Annotated in this window: 13 protein-coding genes and 1 pseudogene; 12 read left to right on the top strand and 2 right to left on the bottom strand. The window is 63.2% G+C overall.

The window, feature by feature from the left end:
- The first annotated feature begins 34 nt into the window (after positions 1-34).
- From ilvN to FJ434_RS12485, 8 genes are all read left to right on the top strand, one after another.
- Positions 35-610, top strand: a complete 576-nt coding sequence (gene ilvN / locus FJ434_RS12520; protein ID WP_013894763.1) for an acetolactate synthase small subunit — start codon at positions 35-37, stop codon at positions 608-610.
- Between the two features lie 120 nt (positions 611-730).
- Positions 731-1,327 carry a LysE family translocator gene (locus FJ434_RS12515; RefSeq protein ID WP_140747340.1) on the top strand — a complete coding sequence of 199 codons (597 nt, stop codon included), beginning with the start codon at positions 731-733 and terminating at the stop codon, positions 1,325-1,327.
- Positions 1,328-1,566: 239 nt separating this feature from the next.
- Positions 1,567-2,820: an efflux RND transporter periplasmic adaptor subunit gene (locus FJ434_RS12510; protein ID WP_140747337.1), complete on the top strand. Its 1,254-nt coding sequence runs from the start codon at positions 1,567-1,569 to the stop codon at positions 2,818-2,820.
- Positions 2,817-5,978, top strand: a complete 3,162-nt coding sequence (locus tag FJ434_RS12505) for an efflux RND transporter permease subunit (protein ID WP_140747335.1) — start codon at positions 2,817-2,819, stop codon at positions 5,976-5,978. Before FJ434_RS12510 ends, FJ434_RS12505 begins: the two co-directional genes overlap by 4 nt.
- Positions 5,979-6,057: 79 nt before the next feature.
- Entirely contained in the window at positions 6,058-6,663 is a 606-nt protein-coding gene (nthA, locus tag FJ434_RS12500) for a nitrile hydratase subunit alpha (RefSeq protein ID WP_140747333.1), read from the top strand.
- The gene (gene nthB, locus FJ434_RS12495) at positions 6,660-7,319 is read left to right on the top strand and encodes a nitrile hydratase subunit beta (protein ID WP_140502513.1); all 660 of its coding nucleotides are present in this window, start codon (positions 6,660-6,662) and stop codon (positions 7,317-7,319) included. The genes nthA and nthB overlap by 4 nt, the downstream gene beginning before the upstream one ends.
- Positions 7,306-7,671, top strand: coding sequence for a nitrile hydratase accessory protein (locus FJ434_RS12490; RefSeq protein WP_181165909.1), 366 nt, complete (start codon positions 7,306-7,308; stop codon positions 7,669-7,671). Before nthB ends, FJ434_RS12490 begins: the two co-directional genes overlap by 14 nt.
- 137 nt (positions 7,672-7,808) lie before the next feature.
- Positions 7,809-8,936, top strand: a complete 1,128-nt coding sequence (locus tag FJ434_RS12485) for an ATP-dependent RecD-like DNA helicase (RefSeq protein WP_140747331.1) — start codon at positions 7,809-7,811, stop codon at positions 8,934-8,936.
- Positions 8,937-8,966: 30 nt separating this feature from the next.
- Here FJ434_RS12485 and FJ434_RS12480 read toward each other — a convergent pair whose 3' ends face one another.
- On the bottom strand, positions 8,967-9,395 hold the full coding sequence (locus tag FJ434_RS12480; protein WP_140747328.1) for an STAS/SEC14 domain-containing protein: 429 nt from the start codon (positions 9,393-9,395) through the stop codon (positions 8,967-8,969).
- A gap of 160 nt (positions 9,396-9,555) precedes the next feature.
- Between FJ434_RS12480 and FJ434_RS12475 the strand changes: the two genes are divergently transcribed.
- The 4 genes and pseudogenes from FJ434_RS12475 to FJ434_RS12460 all read left to right on the top strand — a co-directional run bounded on the left by FJ434_RS12475 (position 9,556) and on the right by FJ434_RS12460 (position 15,494).
- Positions 9,556-10,296: a pyridoxine 5'-phosphate synthase gene (locus tag FJ434_RS12475; RefSeq protein WP_140747325.1), complete on the top strand. Its 741-nt coding sequence runs from the start codon at positions 9,556-9,558 to the stop codon at positions 10,294-10,296.
- 95 nt (positions 10,297-10,391) lie between these two features.
- Complete coding sequence (locus FJ434_RS12470; protein ID WP_140747322.1) at positions 10,392-12,305, top strand: potassium transporter Kup; 1,914 nt, start codon at positions 10,392-10,394, stop codon at positions 12,303-12,305.
- Positions 12,306-12,497: 192 nt separating this feature from the next.
- Positions 12,498-14,417: a potassium transporter Kup gene (locus tag FJ434_RS12465; RefSeq protein WP_140715947.1), complete on the top strand. Its 1,920-nt coding sequence runs from the start codon at positions 12,498-12,500 to the stop codon at positions 14,415-14,417.
- 37 nt (positions 14,418-14,454) lie between these two features.
- Positions 14,455-15,494, top strand: a pseudogene (locus tag FJ434_RS12460) (aldehyde reductase).
- A 34-nt stretch (positions 15,495-15,528) separates the two neighbouring features.
- Here FJ434_RS12460 and FJ434_RS12455 read toward each other — a convergent pair.
- Entirely contained in the window at positions 15,529-16,419 is an 891-nt protein-coding gene (locus FJ434_RS12455; protein WP_140502519.1) for an SDR family oxidoreductase, read from the bottom strand.
- Between the last annotated feature and the right edge of the window lie 125 nt (positions 16,420-16,544).

Raw genomic sequence — 16,544 nt, 5'->3', positions numbered from 1 at the left:
CAGATAATTAGATCCAGAATTTGAGATTCATGTCATGAACGCACAGCACCTTCAACCCACCGGTTCCGCCTACTTCATCGCCAAGGAAACGGAACGGCCGGAAAACCACACGCTTTCCGTGCTGGTCGATAACGAACCGGGCGTGCTCGCCCGGGTCATCGGCCTGTTTTCCGGGCGTGGCTACAACATCGAGAGCCTGACCGTCTCGGAGACCGAGCATGAAAAACACCTGTCGCGTATCACCATCGTGACGCGCGGCACGCCGCATGTGCTGGAGCAGATCAAGCATCAGCTCGAGCGCATCGTGCCGGTGCACCGCGTGGTCGATCTCACCGTGCGTTCGCACGAGTTCGGGCAGGAGCGGCCGCTGGAGCGGGAACTGGCGCTGGTCAAGGTTGCCGGCACCGGCGAGGCCCGGGTCGAGGCGCTGCGCCTGGCCGACGCTTTCCGCGCCAGCGTCATCGACGCCAACACCGAGCATTTCATCTTCGAGATCACCGGCAAGGGGTCCAAGCTCGACCAGTTCATCGCCATCATGAAGCCGCTCGGCCTGGTCGAGATCTGCCGTACCGGCGTGGCGGCGATGAACCGCGGCCCGCAGGGGATGTAGGCCGACTTAGCTCATCGGAATTTTTGTACGAGTGCAGGACTGGCGCGACCAACGGTCGGCACTGGCTTTTGTGCAGCCGTCGGAAAGAGACAATAGTACTGACGTATCTGGGAGGATATCATGTCCCTCGACGCATTCCTCGCACTGCTTGTCTACGCCTTCGTGACCTCGATCACGCCAGGGCCGAACAACCTTATGCTGCTGGCATCAGGCGTGAATTTTGGACTGGTCAGAAGCGTGCCGCACATGCTGGGCATCAGTATCGGGTTTCTTGTGCTGCTCCTGGCCGTCGGGCTCGGCCTGGGGGCGGTGCTGACCGCATTTCCCGCACTGCACACCGCGCTGAAGATCGCCGGCGCCGTCTATCTGCTGTACCTCGCCTGGAAGATTGCCATGTCGCGCTCGCTCAGCGGCAAAGGCGAGACGGATGCGCGGCCGATGCGGTTCATCGATGCAGCGGCTTTCCAATGGGTCAACCCCAAGGCCTGGGTGATGGCCATCACCGCGATGGCCGTTTACACCAATCCCGAACGACCATTCCTGTCCGTCATTCTGATTGGTGTGGCTTTCACCGTGGTCAACCTTCCCAGCGTCTCGGTTTGGGCTGGATTCGGCACGGCGTTGCGCGGTTTCCTTTCGGATCCGGTGCGGCTGAAATGGTTCAACATCGCCATGGGCGCGCTGCTGGCGGCGACGCTTTGGCCGATGTTGCGGTAGATTATAAGGCTGCCCTCTCGGAGACCATTTTTCGGAGCCCATCCGACCTCCGGCCGTTAATGATAGCCGGCTGCACAGCTATTGTGCAGTGCACATTAAATCTTCGTAATGCCGTGTTTTGGCCCTTTTCCGACAAACCCGCGTCCTATCTATTCGGCGAAATCGCGGCAATGAGCCGTGAATTGCGCTAGAATACGACCACCTGGCTATGGCGTGTCGAACGGAGAGGTCTTTTGTCGATGCGTGGAAAAGTCATTCTGTCGTTGCTGGCGGTCGCCTGTGCGGGTGCGGCCTGGCTCTATCTGTCGCCGGACGCGCTGAACAAGGCCCAGCAGATCATCGGCACAAAGCAGGTCGCCGCGACAGACAAGCCGGCAGCCGACAAGGCGGGCGGCAAACAGGGCGGTGGCGGCAATGGTGCCCGTTCGGCTTCTATCGTTTCGGCGACGGCAACGACGGCGGACTTTCCGGTCCGCCGCTATGCCATCGGCTTTGTCTCCTCTCCGGCCGTGGTCAACATCAACGCGCGCGTCTCCAGCCAGATCGTGTCGATCGACGTCAAGGACGGGCAGATGGTGAAGGCAGGCGACCTCCTGTTCTCGCTCGACGACCGGGCGCTGAAGGCGCAACTCGCCAAGGACCAGGCAGCGCTTGCCAAGGATCAGGCGCTGCTTGCCAGCTCGAATTCCGACCTTCAGCGCGCCAAGGACCTCGTCGCCAAGCAGGCCGGTACGCAGCAGACCTACGACCAGGCCGTTGCCGCGCAGAAGGCGGCGGCGGCGACCGTCGATGCCGACAAGGCAACGATCGACGCGGACAATGTCCAGCTCGGCTTTGCCGCCATCGCCGCGCCGATCGCCGGCAGGCTGGGTGCGGTGAATGTCGCCGTCGGCGACCTCGTGACTGTCAGCAACGGTAACAGCAGCACGGCGACGCCACTGGTGACCATCACCCAGATGGACCCCTTGCAGGTCAACTTCAATCTGCCGGAAAGCAACCTTGCGCTGCTGCACAAGGCGCTTGCCAATCCGCAGCAGAACGCGGTGACGTTGACCCAAAGCGGCGACCCGACGCCGATCGGCAAGGGGACGCTCGATTTCGTGGATTCCAGCGTCGACACCGCGTCGGGCACGATCGCCACACGGGCAAGTATTCCCAATGCCGATCTTTCCTTGTGGCCCGGCCAGTATGTGAATGTCGTCCTTGACGCCGGCATCATGCCGCAGATGACCTCGGTTCCGACCGTCGCGGTCCAGCCCAGCCAGAAGGGACCGTTCGTCTATGTGGTCAAGCCGGACAACACCGTCGAGATGCGGCCAGTGCAGGTGGCGCTGACCGAAGGCCAAAACAGCGCCATCAGCCAGGGGCTGAAAAGCGGCGAGAGGGTTGTCACCGAGGGCCAGACAAGGCTGAAGGACGGCGCTGCGGTGCATGAAGGCAAGGAAGCGCCCAAGGTTGCCCAGGCCAGCAACGCCGGCGAGGCAGGCCAATGATCTCCGAGTTCTGCATCCGCAGGCCAGTCGCCACCCTTCTGATGTCGTTCGCCCTCGTGCTGGGCGGGCTGTTCGCGTACAAATTCCTGCCGGTCGCCGCATTGCCGAGCGCCGAATTTCCGGTGGTCAACGTCTCGGCCTCGCTGCCTGGCGCGTCGCCGGAAACCATGGCCACATCGGTGGCGACGCCGCTGATCAAGCAGTTCGCCACCATCGCCGGCATCGATTCCATCTCGACCACCAACGCGCTCGGCCAGACCTCGATCGCCATCCAATTCGTCCTCAACCGGAATATCGATGCGGCCGCGGCCGACGTGCAAGCCGCGATCGCGCGCACCCAGAAATCACTGCCGCCGCAGATGACGTCGCCGCCGAGCTATCGGAAGGTCAATCCGGCCGATGCGCCTATCCTGCTGATGTCGCTGGTCAGCGATACGGTTCCGCTGACCGACCTCGATGCCTTCGCCGAAAACGTCATCTCGCCGTCGCTGTCGACCATCGACGGCGTCGCGCAGGTGTCGATCTTCGGCCAGCAGAAATACGCAGTGCGCATCCAGATCGATCCGACCGCCCTTGCCGCGCGGGGCATTTCTATCGATCAGCTGCAAGCGGCTGTGGCTTCGGCCAACAGCAACACGCCGCTCGGCGTGCTGCAGAACAACAAGCAGCAGCTGACCATCACCGCCAACACGCAGCTTACCGATGCAGCCGGCTTCTCCAACCTCATCATCGCCACCAAGAACGGTCATCCGGTGCGGCTGGGCGAGGTGACCCGTGTCGTCGATTCGGTGCAGACCACCACGACCGCAAGCTGGTACGAAGGTACCCGCGCGATCATCATGGCCGTGCAACGCCAGCCCGACGCCAATACGGTCGATGTCGTCGACAAGGTCAAGGCGATGCTGCCGTCCTTCCAGGACCAGATGCCGGCCGCCGCCCAGATCAAGCTGCTCAACGACCGCTCGAGCTCGATCCGCCAGGCCGTCGACGACGTGCAGTTCACGCTGCTGTTGACCATCGCGCTGGTGGTCCTGGTGATCTTCGTGTTCCTGCGCCGGGTGACGGCGACCATCATCCCGGCCGTGGCGGTGCCGATCTCGCTGATCGCCACGCTCGGCGCGATGTTCCTGTTCGGCTTTTCCATCGACAACATCTCGCTGATGGGCCTGACGCTCGCCGTCGGCCTCGTCGTCGACGATGCCATCGTGATGCTCGAAAACATCTTCCGCCACATGGAAGAGGACGGGCTGTCGGCCTTCGATGCGTCGCTGAAGGGCGCGCGCGAGATCGGCTTCACCATCATCTCGATCTCGATCTCGCTGGTGGCGGTGTTCATCCCGGTGCTCCTGATGGGCGGCGTGATCGGGCGCATCTTCAACGAGTTCGCCGTGGTGGTGACCGTCGCCATCCTGGCCTCGATGTTCGTGTCGCTGACGCTGACGCCGATGCTGTGCTCGCGGCTGCTGTCGGTGACCAAGGCCGACCGCGAGGCGCACGGCGCCGGCCACAAGCGCGATTTCATCACGCGCGGCTATGACTGGATCCTGAGCTTCTGCCTACGGCACACCTTCCTGGTGTTCCTCGTCTTCATCGGCACCGCGGCAGCCTCGGTGTGGCTGATCGAGGTCTCGCCGAAGGGCTTCTTCCCGCAGGAGGATATCGGCCAGATTTCGGTGACCACGATCGCGCGCCAGGACATTTCGTTCGACGCCATGGCCAAGCTGCAAGGGCAGGTGGCCAGCGTGTTCTCGAGGTCGCCCTATGTCGACCACGTGGCGTGGTCGGCGGGCAGTGGCAACAATGCCCTCAACCAGGGGCAGCTCTTCGTCCAGCTCAAGGGCAAGGACCTGCGTCCCGATATCGAGAAGGTGCTTTCGGACCTGCGCAAGCAACTGGCCGGCGTGGCGGGCATCGAGACCTACATGCAGCCGGTGCAGAATCTGCGGCTCGGTTCGCGGTCGTCGGCCAGTGCCTACCAGCTCGTGGTTCAGGGCCTCGATACCGGACAGACCGATATCTGGGCGCAGAAGATGAATGACGCGATGGCGGCCGACCATGCGACCTTCGCCGATGTCACCAGCGACCTGCAGAACAATGCGTTGCAGGCGTCGCTGGTGGTGGATCGCGACAAGGCCGCGCAGCTCGGCATCGACACCGACACGCTCCGCTCGGCGCTTTATGGCGGGTTCGGCACCGACCAGGTTTCAACGATCTTCGGCTCGGCCGACAGCTACGAAGTCATCACCGAACTCGATCCCAAGATCGAATGGTCGCCGGAGCGGATGCTCGCCATCCAGATGCGGACGGCGAGCGGCAGCCTGGTGCCGCTCGGCGCCTTCGCCCGGGTCGATCGCACGGCCGGCGCCTTGACGGTCAATCAGCTCGGCCAGCTTCCGGCCGTGACCATCTCCTACAACCTGCCGCAGGGCGTGGCGCTGGGCGACAGTGTGAAACGCATCGACGCGCTGAAAGAACAGATCGGCATGCCGGCAGCGATCTCCACGACCTTCGCCGGCACGGCCAAGACCTTCCAGGATTCGCTCGCCAACCAGGGCCTGCTGGTCGGCGGCGCCATCCTGACCATCTATATCGTGCTCGGCATTCTGTATGAGAGCTTCATCCACCCGCTCACCATCTTGACGGGCCTGCCGTCGGCTGTGCTCGGGGCGGTTGTCGCCTTGCGCTTCGCCGGCATGGATCTGTCCGTCATCGCGGTGATCGGCATCCTGATGCTGATCGGCATCGTCAAGAAGAACGGCATCATGATGGTCGATGTCGCGCTTGAACTGCGACGAGAAGGCATGTCGGCCACGGATTCGATCCACAAGGCCTGCCTGATGCGGTTCAGGCCGATCATGATGACGACGCTGGCAGCACTGATGGGCACGTTCCCGATCGCGCTCGGCACCGGCGCCAGCGCGGAACTTCGCCAGCCGCTGGGCGTAGCCGTTGTCGGTGGCTTGCTCGCTTCGCAAGCGCTGACTTTGTTCGTGACGCCGGTGATCTATGTCTACATGGAGAATTTCTCGGGCTGGCTGGTCGGGCTCATGCCGAAGCGCAAAGCCGAGTTGCATCTGGTCGAAGAGGGCGATCAGCCTTCGCTGTTCGGCACCAATGACGACATCCCGGGCGAGCCACAGAAGACGGCCGCCGAGTAGCGGGCGGACAAAGCTCCGGTCCCTGTTGGCCCAAGCCATGGAGCTTGCGGCCGGCGGATCGGAACCGTAATTTGCGGCCATGTCCCACGATCATGACCACGACAACGAACTCGATCCGTTTGCCGCGCGGGTGCGGGCGCTGGAAACCATCCTGATCCGCAAGGGGCTGATCGATCCGGCCGCGATCGACGTCATCGTCGATACCTACGAGACGAAGATCGGCCCGCGCAACGGTGCCAGGGTAGTGGCCAAGGCCTGGAGCGATCCCGCTTTTGCCGAGTGGCTGAAGCGCGACGCGACGCGGGCAATCGAATCGCTGAACTATACCGGCCGGCAAGGCGAGCACATGCAGGCGGTGTTCAACACCGGGGACACCCACAACCTCGTCGTCTGCACGCTGTGTTCCTGTTATCCGTGGTCGGTGCTTGGCTTGCCGCCGGTGTGGTACAAGGCGCCGCCCTATCGGTCGCGCGCGGTGATCGATCCGCGCGGCGTGCTCGAGGAATTCGGGCTGGTGCTGCCGGCCGGGACGAAGATACGCGTCTGGGATTCGACGGCGGAACTGCGCTATCTCGTCGTGCCAATGCGGCCGGAGGGCACCGAAGGCTGGAGCGAGGAGCGGCTGGCGGAACTGGTGAGCCGCGATGCCATGATCGGCACCGCGCTGGCGAGTCAACGGGCATGAACGGGCCGCAAGATCTCGGCGGACAGATGGGGTTCGGGCCGGTCGCGCCCGAAAAGGATGAACCCTATTTCCATGCTCCATGGGAGCGGCGGGCGCTCGGCGTGACGCTCTGCGCTGGCGGCATGGGCGCCTGGAACATCGACGAGAGCCGGCACGCGCGGGAATCGCTGCATCCGGCCGACTATTACAGCTCCAGCTACTATCAGATCTGGATCAAGGCACTGGAGATCCTGCTCAAGCGGCACGGCTTCGTCAGCGAACGCGACCTCGGGGCAGGCGAGGCGATCGATCCGGCGGCGACTCCGAAACGGGTGCTGAAGGCGGAAAACGTTCCGGCTGTGCTGGCCAAGGGCGGTCCGTGTGATCGGCCGGTCGAGACAGCGCCGCGCTTCAAGGCTGGTGATTCGGTGCGGACCAAAAACTTCAATCCGACCGGCCATACCAGGCTGCCGCGCTATGCGCGCGACAAGAACGGGACGATCGAGGCCGTGCGCGACGGCTTCGTCTTCCCCGACAGCAACGCGCATGGGCAGGGCGAGAATCCGCAATGGGTCTATACCGTGGTTTTCGACGGCACGGAAATCTGGGGCGAGGGCGCCGACCCGACACTGACCGTCTCGATCGACGCCTGGGAGAGCTATCTTGAACCGGCGTGAAGTGAAGGGGCCTGCCACCGGATTGCCCACCGGCCTCGACGCACCGGTTTTCGCCGAGCCATGGCAGGCCGAAGCCTTCGCCATGACGGTGGCGCTGCACGACAAGGGCCTGTTTTCGTGGAGCGAGTGGGCGGATGCCCTGTCCGCCGAGGTGAAGAAGCCAGATGCCGCGGCGGACGGCCATGATTACTACGAGCATTGGCTGACGGCGCTTGAAACCCTGCTTGCTTCCAAGGGGCTGGCCGCCAAGCCTGACGTCGATGCGATGGCGCGGGCCTGGGAGCGTGCCGCGCACGCCACGCCGCATGGCAAGCCGATCCTGCTGGACAACGACCCGCGCGCTGCCAACTGAATGCAGGCTGTTTCGTTCCCTTTACGTTCTTGATTGCGGCTGATAGCCTGGAACCACGGGGGGAGTTCGCCGCCCGCTATGTCGATGCTGGTGGCGGCTATCTTGTGTTTGCCTCGCGAATCCGGTCACACGATTAGATGGAATTTTCACCCCAACAGGATGAGGCGCTGCAAGCGGTCGCCCGCTGGCTGAAGACCGGCAAGCCGCAGCTGTTCCGGCTGTTCGGCTATGCCGGCACCGGCAAGACGACGCTGGCGCGCTATTTCGCCGAACATGTTGACGGCCAGGTGCAGTTCGCCGCCTTCACCGGCAAAGCGGCGCAAGTGCTGCGCTCCAAGGGCGCGGTCAACGCCCGCACCATCCATTCGCTGATCTATAGGCCCAAGGGCGAGGAATCGGTGGCCGACGAGGTGACCGGCAAGACGTCGATGTCGCCGACCTTTTCGCTCAACCGGCAGAGCCCGATCTCGCGCGCGAAACTGGTCGTCATCGACGAATGCTCGATGGTCGACGAACAGCTCGGCCGTGACCTGATGAGTTTCGGCACGCCGATCCTGGTGCTGGGCGATCCCGGCCAGTTGCCGCCGATCTCGGGCGGCGGCTTCTTCACCGATCACGAGCCCGACTTTTTGCTGACCGAGATCCACCGGCAGGCGCGCGACAATCCGATCCTGCGGCTGGCGCTCGATGTGCGCGAGGGCCGCGAATTCATGCGCGGCGACTATGGCAGCGCGCAGGTGATCGGCAAGGAAGACGTCAACCAGGAATTGGTGCTGAGGGCTGATCAGGTGCTGGTCGGCACCAACCGGACGCGGCGGCGCTATAACCAGCGCCTGCGCGAGTTGAAGGGCTTCAATGCGGATTACCCACAAGCGGGCGACAAGCTGGTGTGCCTGCGCAACGACCCAGCCAAAGGCCTGCTCAACGGCTCGCTGTGGAAGGTGATGACCTCGTCGCGCGAGACGGTGAAGCCCGGCATCAACCTTCTGGTGTCGCCCGAGGAGGACGATCCGGATCGTGGCGTCGCCAAGATCAAGCTGCTCAAGGCGGCGTTCGAGGATCCGGACGCCGAACTCCCCTGGCAGCAGAAGAAGCGCTTCGATGATTTCGACTATGGCTATGCGCTGACCGTGCACAAGGCGCAGGGTTCGCAGTGGAACGAGATCGTGCTATTCGACGAAAGCTGGGCCTTCAAGGAAACGCGCCAGCGTTGGCTTTATACAGCCATCACCCGGGCCGCTGAACGACTGACGATCGTCAGATAGAAGGGGTCGGCGGGTAGGTGGAAAACCGTTTCATCCTTTTTCTGGAGCGGCCGTGGCCTCCTGGCCCGTCGGTCGCGCCCCGAGCCATTCCCAGGCAGCAGCTTCGTCCTCGATCTTGAAATGCCTGAATTCGACGGGCGACGAAGCGGGCAAGGCGCGCCGTGCGTTCGGCGTCCAGTCAGGGGCGCCGATCGCCGCGCAACGGCCAATATGTTCCAATGCGTGGACGGCACCCTTCTTGATGGTCTCATCGGAGATGTCCGCCCAGTCGACGCCCTCGTGATCGACTATGCGCACGGCCACGTCGATTCTCTGATGGAGCAAATAGGCCGCCTCGAGCAGGCCAAACAGGTTCTCGGCATCGGCGGCCGAGACATGGCCAACCACATCGATGGCAAAGAGGTCGTCGCGGCTGGTATCGATGCGGCGGATCGCCGGCACGGATTGGAGGAAATTCAAGGTAGCGCCTCCTTTTCGTGGAGTATGTTGGTCTTCTGGAACACCGGAAAGGCCCTATCTGTTCCCGTTAAAGACGCTATAGATGTGCCGTCTCAAATGCGCCGTGCCGGAACGAATGAGCGTGGCGCGCCTCGATAGCCTGTTTCACGGACGCCAGCCCATGCCCGCCAAGCTTTCCGTCAACCTCAACGCCATCGCCATGCTGCGCAACCGGCGCGACCTGCCATGGCCCAGCGTAATCGGCGTCGGCCGCCTTGCCCTTGCCGCCGGAGCGCATGGGCTGACGGTGCATCCGCGCCCCGACGAACGTCACACCCGGCATTCCGACCTGCCCCAGATCAGGGCGCTGATCGACGACGAATTCCCGCAGGCGGAATTCAACATCGAGGGCTACCCAAACGAGGATTTCCTGGCGCTTGTGGAGAAGCACCAGCCTGAGCAGGTGACGCTGGTGCCCGACGATCCCTCACAGGCAACCTCCGACCACGGCTGGAACTTTATCGCCGATGCGGCGTTCCTGGCGCCGATCGTCAAGCGTCTGAAGAAGGGCGGTTTCAGGGTCTCGCTGTTTTCCGACGCCGATCCCGTCGGCATAGGGGCCGCGCGCGATACGGGCGCCGATCGTATCGAACTCTATACTGGCCCTTATGGCAGCTACCATTCCGATTCCGGTAAGGCGGCCAAGGAATTGGAAAGGCTGGGAAAAACCGCTGACGTGGCATTTGCCGCCGGCCTCCAGGTCAATGCCGGGCACGATCTGACGGTGGCCAATCTGCCCGCGCTGGCAAAGCGCATTCCGGCATTGGCCGAAGTGTCGATCGGACATGGGTTGACAGCCGACGCATTGGAGTATGGCATGGCCGGCACGGTGGGGCGGTTTCTCAGGGCTTGCGGCTGGTAGGGGTAATGCTTCGTACTGGTATGGCAGCCATCGCGTGCATTTGATATCGTGTCGCAGCATGGATAAAGCACCGCGCGCTAGTCGGAGAGTGGTCGATGGCCCTTGCCAATAGCGGGAGCGAGGCTGAAACCGTCGAGCAATCGAGCCATGCCGCGGTCGAGCAGCACAGCACCAAGGTTCTGATGCTGGGCGCGCTCGGTGTCGTCTATGGCGACATAGGCACGAGTCCCATCTACGCCTTCCGAGAGGCGCTTCACGCTTCGCCCGGCATCGCAACGCGCGTTCACGTGCTTGGCGTGCTGTCGCTGATCGTCTGGGCGCTGACGATCATCGTGACCATCAAATACGTCGCCTTCGTGCTTCGTGCCGACAACAAGGGCGAAGGCGGCACGCTGTCGCTGATGTCGTTGGCACGCAGCGCCTATCCCAAAGGCGCCCGGCTGATCCTTGTGATCGGCCTTTGCGGCGCGGCGCTGTTTTTCGGCGATTCGATCATAACGCCGGCCATCTCGGTGCTGTCGGCGGTCGAAGGCCTTACCGTGGTGACCCCAACGCTGGGCGCCTATGTCGTGCCGATCACGCTGGTCATCCTTGCCATCCTGTTCTCCGTGCAACGCTTCGGCACGGGAAAGGTGGCGGCGGTGTTCGGGCCGGTGACGGCGCTGTGGTTCCTTGCCATCGGCGTTGCCGGCATCTATCATTTGAAGGATGATCCATCGGTCCTGCTTGCCATCAATCCCTATTACGCGGTCGCTTATCTGGCCAGCACACCGACCGCCGCCTTTGTCACCGTCGGCGCCGTGTTCCTGGCGGTAACCGGGGCTGAGGCGCTTTATGTCGATCTCGGCCATTTCGGACGCAAGCCGATCGTGCTGGCATGGTTTTCCGTGGTTTTCCCCTGCCTGCTGCTCAACTATTTCGGGCAGGGCTCCTTTGTGCTCGCCCATGGCGGGAAACCGACCAATCCGTTCTTCCAGATGTTGCCTGACTGGGCACTGATGCCGATGGTGGGACTTGCAACGGCCGCGACGGTCATTGCCAGCCAAGCGGTCATTTCAGGGGCTTTTTCGCTGACCCGCCAGGCGGTGCAGCTCAATCTTCTGCCGCGCATCGAGGTGCAGCATACGTCGGAAATGCAGTCCGGGCAGATCTACATGCCGCGTGTCAACCTGCTCATCGCGATGGGGGTGATGCTGCTGGTCGTCGGTTTCGGCAGTTCGAGTTCGCTGGCGTCCGCCTATGGCATCTCGGTGACCGGCGAAATGCTGATGACGACGATCCTGCTGTTCGTGGTGATGCGCAAGATGTGGAAATGGAAGCTGGCGCTGGCCCTGGCGCTGACCCTGCTGTTCGGCGTCATCGACAGCGGCTTCTTCCTGGCCAATGTCGTGAAGATCGTGGAAGGCGGCTGGGTCTCGATCACCGTTGCCTGCCTGATGGGGCTGATCATGTGGACGTGGATACGCGGCACCCGCTATCTCTTCGACAAGACCCGCCGCAACGAAATCCCGCTCGATTTCCTGGCCGGCAATCTGTTGAAGAAGAAGCCGCAACTGGTGTCCGGCACCGCGGTGTTCCTGACCAGCGATCCGCTCAGCGCGCCAACCGCCCTGATGCACAGCCTCAAGCACTACAAGGTTCTGCACGAGCAGAACGTCATCCTTTCGGTGGTGACCGCGCCGCAGCCCGTCGTGCCCGACAGCGAACGCGTCAAGATGGAGACGGTCAACGAGTTGTTCATGCGGGTGACGCTGACCTTCGGCTACATGGAACAGCCCAACATCCCGCGCGCGCTGGCGATCTGCCGCAAGCAGGGCTGGAAGTTCGACATCATGACGACGTCGTTCTTCCTGTCGCGACGGTCGCTGAAAGCTTCGCCCAATTCAGGCATGCCGGTGTGGCAGGACCGGCTGTTCATCGGCTTGGCGCGCTCGGCGGCCGATGCGACGGAGTATTTCCAGATCCCGACCGGCCGCGTCGTTGAAATCGGCACGCAGGTCGCCATTTAACAGACACGTGCTCGCCGTCCCGCGGGTTTTGCCATGGGTCCGGACATGAGCCCGCGAATGTCGCATTGACCGGCATTCGCTCGAATTCGCCCACAAGAAGCCGCGCCGCCAACATGAGTGCCATAACGTTACGGCACTTGATATTGCATTGCAGCAAGCGTAGAGCACCGCGCGTTTATCGGAGTGTCGTACATGGCCCTTGCCAGTGCTGGTAGTGAGGCAGAACCCGTCGACCAATCGAGCCATCCCGAAATCGAACAGCACAGCACCAAGGTGTTGATGCTGGGCGCACTCGGCGTGGTCTATGGCGATATCGGCACCAGCCCGATCTATGCATTCCGCGAGGCGCTGGTCGCGTCGTCGGGCGGGCAAGTTGCCGACCGTGGCGACATTCTTGGTGTTCTGTCGCTGATCATCTGGTCGCTGACGATCATCGTCACCATCAAATACATCATGTTCGTGCTGCGCGCCGACAATCGCGGCGAGGGCGGTGTGCTGTCGCTGATGGCGCTGGCCCGCGGCAGTTTTCCGAAGCGCTCGGCGCTGATGCTCGGCATTGGCATCGTCGGCGCCTCGCTGTTTTTCGGCGACGCGGTCATCACGCCGGCGATTTCGGTGCTGTCGGCGGTCGAGGGCATGAATGTCGTCACCCCCACCTTCCAGCCCTATGTCGTGCCGCTGACGCTGGTCATCCTCGCCATGGTATTCGCGGTTCAGCGTTTCGGTACCGGTGGCGTGGGGCTGGTCTTCGGCCCGGTGACCGCGATCTGGTTCCTGGCCATCGGCCTTTCCGGTCTCAAGCACATCATCGCCGATCCGGAAATCCTGTGGGCGATCAGTCCGCACTATATCGTCGCCTTCCTGATCCATTCGCCCGACGTCGCCTTCGTCACCATCGGCGCCATCTTCCTTGCCGTGACCGGCGCGGAAGCGCTCTATGCCGATCTCGGCCATTTCGGCCGCAAGCCGATCGTGCTTGCCTGGCTTTCGATCGTGTTCCCCTGCCTGCTGTTGAATTATGCCGGGCAGGGCGCCTTCGTGCTGGCGAAGAACGGTGTGGTCGGGCACCCGTTCTTCGAGATGAACGAGGGTTGGACGCTGATCCCGATGGTGGTGCTGGCGACGGCGGCTACCGTCATCGCCAGCCAGGCGGTCATTTCAGGGGCTTTTTCGCTGACCCGCCAAGCGGTGCAGCTCAACATGTTGCCGCGGCTGGAAATCCTGCACACATCGGAAAAGCAGTCCGGCCAGATCTACATGCCGCGCGTCAATCTTCTGCTGGCCCTGGTGGTGATGATGCTGGTGGTCGGCTTCGGCGAATCGAGCAAGCTGGCCTCCGCCTACGGCATCTCGGTAACCGGCAACATGCTGGTGACGACGGTGCTGCTCTATGTGATCATGACCCGTATCTGGAAGTGGAAGCTGTCGGTGGCGATCCCGCTCACCGTGCTGTTCGCCTTCATCGATGTCGGCTTCTTCGCCTCCAACATCGTCAAGGTGTTCGAAGGCGGCTGGGCGTCGCTGGTCGTGGCCTTCACCATCGTGCTGGGCATGTGGACTTGGGTGCGCGGCAGCCGCTATCTCTTCAACAAGACGCGCCGCAACGAGATCCCGCTCGATTTCCTTGCAGGCAATCTGCTGAAGAAGAAGCCGCAGCTGGTATCCGGCACCGCGGTGTTCCTGACCAGCGATCCGCTCAGTGCGCCGACCGCCTTGATGCACAGCCTCAAGCACTACAAGGTTCTGCACGAGCAGAACGTTATCCTTTCGGTGGTGACTGCCCCTCAGCCGGTGGTGCCCGACAGCGAGCGCGTCAAGATGGAGACGGTCAACGAGCTGTTCATGCGGGTGACGCTGACTTTCGGCTATATGGAACAGCCCAACATTCCACGCGCACTGGCGATCTGCCGCAAGCAGGGCTGGAAGTTCGACATCATGACGACGTCCTTCTTCCTGTCGCGGCGCTCGCTCAAGGCCTCGCCCAATTCCGGCATGCCGCTATGGCAGGACCGGCTGTTCATCGGCCTGGCGCGCACGGCGGCGGATGCGACGGAGTATTTCCAGATCCCGACCGGCCGTGTGGTAGAAATCGGCACGCAGGTGGCGATCTGACGAGGTCGATCGCCTCGGCCTGAACGGGGAGGCTGAGATGGGCGGCGAATTGGTGCTTGTCACAGGCGGATCGGGTTTCCTCGGTGCACATTGTATTCTTGCCCTGCTGAAGGCGGGCTATCGCGTGCGCACGACGGTGCGCGCCGCCAAGCGCGAAGCCGACGTTATCGCCATGCTCAAGGCCGGCGGCGGCGAGCCGGGCGACAGGCTTTCCTTTGCCATCGCCGACCTCATGAGCGATGCCGGCTGGCCCGACGCTATCGCCGGCTGCGACTATGTCCTGCATGTCGCGTCACCGTTCCCGCCCGGTGTGCCGAAGCATCAGGATGACCTGATCATCCCGGCTCGCGAAGGCGCCTTGCGCGTGCTCAGGGCGGCGCGAGACGCCGGCGTCAAACGCGTCGTGCTGACATCGTCCTTCGCCGCCATCGGCTATGGCAAGATGCCGCCCGGCGGCCGGCCCTTCACCGAGGAGAGCTGGACCGATCCAACGGCCAAGGTCAGCGCCTATGTGAAGTCGAAGACGCTCGCCGAAAGCGCGGCCTGGGATTTCATCGCCGCCGAGGGTGGCAAGCTGGAGTTGGCCGTCGTCAATCCGGTCGGCATTTTCGGACCAGTGCTCGGGTCCGACCATTCGACCTCCACCGAATTTGTTCAGCGCATGCTGAATGGTGCCATACCTGGGTTGCCGCGCCTGTCCTTCGGTGTGGTCGACGCGCGCGACGTGGCGGACCTGCATGTGCGCGCAATGACCAATCCCGCCGCCAGTGGCGAGCGTTTCCTGGCCGTTGCCGGCGATTTCATGACCGTGCGGGAGATCGCCCAGACGGTGAAAACGCGGCTCGGCGCTGCCGCCTCGCGGGTCACGACGCGGGAGCTTCCCGATTGGTTGGTGCGGGTGTGGGGCTGTTCAACGCGGAAGCCGCGCAACTCGTGACGGAACTCGGCAAGGTCAAGAACGCCACCGGCGCCAAGGCGGTGCGCATGCTCGGCTGGGCGCCGCGCTCGCGCGAGGACGCGCTGGCCGCCACCGCGGAAAGCCTGGTGCGGCTCGGGCTGGTCAAAACGCCGAAATAGCGCGGCGGGAGAAAGACTTCCCGCCGCGCTGGTTTCAGCCTGCCAATGCGGACTTGTTGGCCTCGAGGAACTGCTTCAGCGGTACTGACTTCCGGCCGGAAAGTGTCTCTATCGAGTCCGTTACCATGCCAAGGTCGCCGGCGCGCGTGGCGGCGTCGAAGGACACGAGAAGCCGGGCGATGGGCTCGGGAAGGCCTGCGCTCTTCATCCCCTCGGTCAAGGCTTCGTCCGAGAGCTGAATGACCTGGATCGGCTTGCCGGTGACTTCGGTGACAAGTGCCGCGACTTCGGCTGACGTATAGGCCCTGGGGCCGGTCAGCGTATACGTCTTGCTTTCGGTGTTGTCCGACGCCAGCCCCGCGGCTATGGCGGCGGCGAGATCGTCACGCGCGCCATAGGAAATGGCGCCGTCGGCCGCGGACGTATACCATTGGCCCGAAGCGAGGATCTGCGGCATCGCCATGAACAGGTTCTCGTCGTACCAGCCATTGCGGAAGATCGTGTAGGGGATGCCGCTGGCCTTGATCGCCTGTTCGGTGTCGTAATGGTCGGGCGCAAAGAGCACCGGCGAACCCGGCTCCGTGTTGGGCAGCGAGGTGTAGAGCAGGTGGCCGACGCCAGCCTGCCTAGCCGCCGCCACGGCGGCAAGCTGCTGTTCGCGCCGCTTTCCCTGGATCGCCAGCTCGTTGGTCGAAATGATGAGCGCCCGGTCGGCGCCGGCGAAGGCTTTGGCGAGCGAGGCTTGATCGTCGAAATCAGCCTCGCGAACGGTGACGCCGCGCGCTGACAGGTCGGCAAGATTGGCGGGCGTGCGGGTCGTGGCGATGATCCGGGCCGCCGGCACCTCTAATGTGTCCAGCAGATGGTTGATGACGCTGCGGCCGAGTTGGCCGGACGCGCCGGTGACGAGAAGAGTTGCGGTCATGGAGGATCCTGACATTGCGCCGGAAGGGCGGTTCGGGTGGTGGTCTCAAAAAGAGACCAGCACTAAAATAGGAATTGACGCACCGCCGTAAAGAAGGCAGTTTTTGGGGAGGTAGGCACACGCAG

The sequence above is a fragment of the Mesorhizobium sp. B2-5-13 genome (assembly GCF_006440535.1).
Taxonomy (GTDB): Bacteria; Pseudomonadota; Alphaproteobacteria; order Rhizobiales; family Rhizobiaceae; genus Mesorhizobium; species Mesorhizobium salmacidum.
This window is presented reverse-complemented; position numbering and strand designations above follow the sequence as displayed.

Excerpts from the sequence above, each read along its gene's own strand:
- FJ434_RS12470 (WP_140747322.1), top strand. The coding sequence starts at position 10,392 with ATGGCCCTTGCCAATAGCGGGAGCGAGGCTGAAACCGTCGAGCAATCG.
- nthB (WP_140502513.1), top strand. The coding sequence starts at position 6,660 with ATGAACGGGCCGCAAGATCTCGGCGGACAGATGGGGTTCGGGCCGGTC.
- FJ434_RS12510 (WP_140747337.1), top strand. The coding sequence starts at position 1,567 with ATGCGTGGAAAAGTCATTCTGTCGTTGCTGGCGGTCGCCTGTGCGGGT.
- ilvN (WP_013894763.1), top strand. The coding sequence starts at position 35 with ATGAACGCACAGCACCTTCAACCCACCGGTTCCGCCTACTTCATCGCC.
- FJ434_RS12485 (WP_140747331.1), top strand. The coding sequence starts at position 7,809 with ATGGAATTTTCACCCCAACAGGATGAGGCGCTGCAAGCGGTCGCCCGC.
- FJ434_RS12465 (WP_140715947.1), top strand. The coding sequence starts at position 12,498 with ATGGCCCTTGCCAGTGCTGGTAGTGAGGCAGAACCCGTCGACCAATCG.
- FJ434_RS12515 (WP_140747340.1), top strand. The coding sequence starts at position 731 with ATGTCCCTCGACGCATTCCTCGCACTGCTTGTCTACGCCTTCGTGACC.
- FJ434_RS12475 (WP_140747325.1), top strand. The coding sequence starts at position 9,556 with ATGCCCGCCAAGCTTTCCGTCAACCTCAACGCCATCGCCATGCTGCGC.
- nthA (WP_140747333.1), top strand. The coding sequence starts at position 6,058 with ATGTCCCACGATCATGACCACGACAACGAACTCGATCCGTTTGCCGCG.
- FJ434_RS12455 (WP_140502519.1), bottom strand. The coding sequence starts at position 16,419 with ATGACCGCAACTCTTCTCGTCACCGGCGCGTCCGGCCAACTCGGCCGC.
- FJ434_RS12505 (WP_140747335.1), top strand. The coding sequence starts at position 2,817 with ATGATCTCCGAGTTCTGCATCCGCAGGCCAGTCGCCACCCTTCTGATG.